Origin of the sequence: Rhizobium altiplani, assembly GCF_001542405.1 — a bacterium.
In the GTDB taxonomy this organism is placed as follows: Bacteria; Pseudomonadota; Alphaproteobacteria; order Rhizobiales; family Rhizobiaceae; genus Rhizobium; species Rhizobium altiplani.
Map to the genome: position 1 here is coordinate 1 of NZ_LNCD01000108.1, position 4,631 is coordinate 4,631.

General features: G+C 60.1%; 3 protein-coding genes and 1 pseudogene. All 4 read left to right on the forward strand.

Annotated features, from left to right (window positions below; all coding sequences use genetic code 11):
* Nucleotides 1-75: 75 nt before the first annotated feature.
* The 4 genes and pseudogenes from istA (at nucleotide 76) to AS026_RS26675 (ending at nucleotide 4,625) form a co-directional block, all read left to right on the forward strand.
* Nucleotides 76-1,374, forward strand: coding sequence for an IS21 family transposase (gene istA / locus AS026_RS26665; RefSeq protein WP_062369591.1), 1,299 nt, complete (start codon nucleotides 76-78; stop codon nucleotides 1,372-1,374).
* Nucleotides 1,371-2,082 (forward strand): annotated as a pseudogene (gene istB, locus AS026_RS43695) (IS21-like element helper ATPase IstB); the annotation flags it as partial. The gene istA and the pseudogene istB, both read left to right, overlap by 4 nt.
* Before the next feature lie 30 nt (nucleotides 2,083-2,112).
* Nucleotides 2,113-2,526 (forward strand): hypothetical protein, encoded by a 414-nt coding sequence (locus tag AS026_RS44645; protein WP_425349761.1) that lies wholly within the window; start codon nucleotides 2,113-2,115, stop codon nucleotides 2,524-2,526.
* Nucleotides 2,520-4,625, forward strand: coding sequence for a recombinase family protein (locus AS026_RS26675; protein ID WP_028749699.1), 2,106 nt, complete (start codon nucleotides 2,520-2,522; stop codon nucleotides 4,623-4,625). Before AS026_RS44645 ends, AS026_RS26675 begins: the two co-directional genes overlap by 7 nt.
* Nucleotides 4,626-4,631 lie beyond the last annotated feature (6 nt).

Sequence of the window (4,631 nt, forward strand, 5' to 3'; positions counted from 1 at the left end):
TGTCAGGCGACATGTAAAACTGGTCCGGTAGCGACACCTAAAACTGGTCCCCCTTTTACACCTTAGGAGGGACTGATGGACGTCGAGACAGGTACGAAGATCTCCGCGAGATTGGCGCGGAGAGAAGCGATGCTCGAACCGGACGAGGTGACTGCGATGCTGCGGCTCAAGAAGCTGGGTTGGGGCACTAGGCGGATCGCGTTGGAGCTTGGCTGCTCTCGTACGACGGTGCAGCGATATATCGAGACGGGTGGCTGGCGCGGGTATCGACGAGCCCGCAGGGAAACGCAACTGTCAAAGCATGAGGCGTGGGTTCGTGAGCGGTTCTTTCGCCATGGCGGCAACGCTGATGTCGTGCGGCAGGATCTGGGCCGTGAACTCGGCATCGAGGTCAGCCTCCGCACGGTTGAGCGGGCTGTCAGTGGGTATCGCCAGCAGCTTGCGGCGCTAGCGTTGGCGACAATGCGCTTCGAGACCCCGGCCGGTCAGCAGATGCAGATTGATTTTGGCCAGAAGAGAATGGAGATCGGAGGCGAGAAGGTTCGGGTCTACATCTTCGTGGCGACACTTGGCTACTCGCGTCGCACGTTCGTGACTGCGTTTCTTCACGAACGTCAGTCTGCCTGGTTCGATGGCATCGAGGCAGCGTTCAGGCATTTTGGCGGTGTCACAAGCGAGGTCTTGCTCGATAATGCTGCGGCATTGGTGACACGGCACGACGCGGTGACGCGCGAGATTGTGTTCAACGATCGACTGCACGCCTTCTCTCGTTACTGGGAGTTCCGTCCTCGCGCTTGTGCGCCATACCGGGCGCGCACCAAGGGCAAAGACGAGCGCGGCGTCGGGTATGTGAAGCACAACGCACTTGCCGGACACAGCTTTGACAGCATGGAGGCGCTTCACCGGCATCTGGCGTGGTGGATGCGCACGGTTGCCGATCTTAGATGCCATGGCACGACAGGCGAACCACCACTCGAGCGCTTTGTTCGCGACGAAGCTGCGACGCTACGTCCACTAAACGGCAGGCCTCCATTTCGTCAGATTCGAGAGCTGCTGCGCAAGGTTCACGTCGACTGCGCCGTTGAAGTCGACACCAACGCCTATTCGGTCCCTTCGCGGCTCATCGGCGAGATTGTCGAGGTGACAATCAGCGGGGGACAGGTCCGCGTGTTCCATGCTGGACATCTTGTCGCGAGCCATGCCGAGGCACACGGTCGTCATCGACGTCTGACGGATCCCGCCCATTTTGCCGGCGTTAGTGGCTTCGGCATGCCTGTCAAGCAAGCCGCGGGGGCCGATTTCCCGGCTCCCAAGCTACCCGACCTTCTTCGCCCGCTGTCGGAATATGAGCGGCTAATCGGAGGGCAATGGTGATGATAGTTGATCATGACACGCTGATCGGCTGGCTGAGCCGACTGAAGCTGACGGCCATCCGCGATCAGCTCGACAACCTCCTTGACGAAGCGTCACGGGCCGACTTTACCATCCGCGAGACACTCGCATTCCTGTGCGAACGCGAGATTGCAAGGAAGGACGAACGACGCATCATCATGGCGATGAAGATCGCGCATTTCCCGCATGTACGAGATCTCGAGGGATTTGATTTCGAAGCGCAGCCCAGTATCGATCCGCAACAGATCCGAGAACTTGCCACCGCCCGTTGGGTGGCAAATGGCGATGCATTGCTGCTTCTTGGCCCGCCTGGCGTTGGGAAGTCCCATCTCGCGATCGCGCTTGGAAGAGAGGTCATCCGCCAAAACTACACGGTGCTGTTCACTACGGCGCAGGCATTGGTTGCAACGCTCGTGAGAGCCCATGGCGAGGGACGCCTGGAAGAGCGGCTCGCGTTTCTTGCCAAGCCCAAGCTGCTTATCATCGACGAGCTTGGCTATCTTCCGTTCGACCCCAACGCCGCCCATCTGTTCTTCCAGCTCGTGTCCAGGCGCTACGAGCGGGGTGCAATGCTCATCACGTCCAACCGCAGTGTCGGAGAATGGGGAACAGTGTTCGGCGAACCAAGCATCGCAGACTGCCGCTATTGTCGACGGGGTGGTGCATCATGTGACTATCATTGACCCGCGCCACGGCCTTGCGGGTCAGCGTCTTGAGCTGGTGTCGGTCCAGTCCGGCCGCGGTGCGGCATTCGTTGTCGTTCGATTACCTGACGGACGCCGCCGTTCAATTCGCCGATCGATAACCGATCTTGTAACCGCTTCGCCGGAAGCGCGAAGCGAGTCGAAGTCGGCGCCTCGCATCAGCGTTCGAACCCTGCTCACATTGATGCACCATTTGAACAGCATGGTTACCTCCCGTTCCAAGGAGGTGATTCGCGATGAACGTGCAATCAAAACCGTACCGCGTAGCGTCTCAGTCCCTCGTAAAGCTTCTTACCCCGAGCACGACAGTCCCGCGTCCGTGGCTCGATCTGCCGCCGGAGACGCGGAAACAACTTGCTCAAAAACTTGCCCCCCTGTTGATGCGGATGCGGTCAATACGCGCGCCGACAAAGGTGGATCGGCATGCTGAGAGCGACGAATAACCCGGACGAGCGCGTCACGGCCGAGCATCGCGGCAAGCTCGCCTACATCTATGTCCGCCAGTCTTCCGTAAACCAGGTGCGCCATCATCAGGAAAGCACGGAGTTGCAGTATCGTCTGATCGATCGTGCCGTCGCTCTTGGCTGGCCACATGAACGCGTGCACGTCATCGATGAAGATCTCGGCAAATCCGGTTCGGGCTGCGTCGAGCGAGAGGGCTTCAAGAAGCTAATCGCGGAGATCGGGCTGGGAAACGCGGGGCTTGTCATCAGTCTTGACGCCTCCCGGCTCGCCCGTAACAACCGCGACTGGCATCAACTCCTCGATCTGTGCTCATTGTTTGGCGTCATCATCGCTGACGGCGAACGGCTCTACGATCCGTGCGCTTATCACGACCGCCTGCTGCTGGGCTTGTCCGGCATCATGAGCGAGGCGGAGCTGCACCAGATCAAGCAACGCCTGCATCAGGGTGAGCGCCAGAAAGCGGCACGCGGCGAATTGCGCCTTGGCCTTCCCGCCGGATTGGCTTACGACCGCTCAGGCCAAATCATCCTCAACCCCGATGAGGAGGTGCAGGCAAGGCTGTGCCTGGTCTTCAGCAAATTCCGCGAGTTAGGAAGCGCGCGGGCAGTGATGCGCTACCTACGCAAGGAGAATTTGCCGTTGCCAATGCGCCCCCTTCGTGGTCCGGCGCCGCACGAAGTGGTTTGGCGTGAGGCCAGCAACCCGCGGGTGCTCAGCATTCTCCATAATCCCGGCTATGCTGGGGCCTATGTCTATGGTCGGCGGCGGCAGACGGGTGGACGCGTTCGCCAGGACGTTTATCGTCCGCGGACGACTAAGGTCCCCATCGCGGACTGGGAGGTCTGTTTGGAAGCGGCCCATCCTGGTTACATCGGCTGGGAGCAGTTCATGGAGAACCAACGGCGATTGGAGAACAACATCAACCGCTACGAAGCCGGCCATTCGGGCTTGCCGCGCAAGGGCGCCGCGCTGCTGCAGGGCATCGCTGTCTGCGGGCGGTGCGGTCGCCGGATGAGTTTGCGCTATAGCGGCCCTGCGGGAAACTATCCCGTCTACGCATGCCGCGCCGACCGCGGCCACGACGGAGGGCCGTTATGCCAGGAGGTGCGCGCTCTGCCGGTCGATGCACGCGTCGAAAGCATTCTACTCGAGGCTCTGACGCCGGACAGGATTGCTATCGCCGTCGCCGCACTGGGCCAGATGGAAGAGGAGGCCCGTCAACTCGAGCGTCAATGGGCTCTGCGGCGCGAACGTGCGCGCTACGAGGCGGAAAGGGCACGGCGCCAATATGATGCAGTCGAGCCAGAGAACCGCTTGGTGGCCCGTTCGCTGGAACGCGGATGGGAGGAAAAGTTGCGCGCGGCCGCGGCCATCGAGCAGGACTATGAACGGTGGCGGTCCGACGAGCCCCTGGTTCTCAGCGAGGCAGATCGCGACGGGTTATTGGCACTCGGAGAGAACCTGCCTGGCATCTGGCATGCCCCATTGACCACGGCGGCCGAGCGAAAGAGCATCTTACGCCTCATTATCTGCGAGGTCGTTCTCGATCAAAAACGGCTGCAAGGACAGGTCTGGATCAAGATCTTGTGGCAAACGGGAGCGACGAGCGAGCACTCTGTCCAAAGGCGCGTTCATACCTATGGCGACTATATCGATATCGACAAATTACGAGCGCGCGTGACGGAGCTGAACGCCGCAGGCAAAATGGACAAGGAAATTGCGTCGGTACTGAACGCGGAAGGCTTCCGTGCCGCACAGAATTGCGCCTTCAAAGGTGACAATGTCTGGCTCTTGCGCAGGCGTTGGGGCATTCCAACCGTCAAAATCAACGGAACGAGCTCCAACCCCGTCAGGTGGCCAGACGGAACCTATTCCGTTCAAGGAGCTGCTGCAGCTCTTGGCATTACGCCGCAGACCATCTTCAAATACCTGGCACGAGGCCTGATTCAAGGCCGGCAGCTAGTGAAAGGACAACCATGGCAGATCGAACTGATGGAGGACCAGATCGACATTCTACGCGCTCGCGCTCAACGCAATAGACGATCGAGGAAACAGGCATCATGAAATCAT

Excerpts from the sequence above, each read along its gene's own strand:
- istA (WP_062369591.1), top strand. The coding sequence starts at position 76 with ATGGACGTCGAGACAGGTACGAAGATCTCCGCGAGATTGGCGCGGAGA.
- AS026_RS26675 (WP_028749699.1), top strand. The coding sequence starts at position 2,520 with ATGCTGAGAGCGACGAATAACCCGGACGAGCGCGTCACGGCCGAGCAT.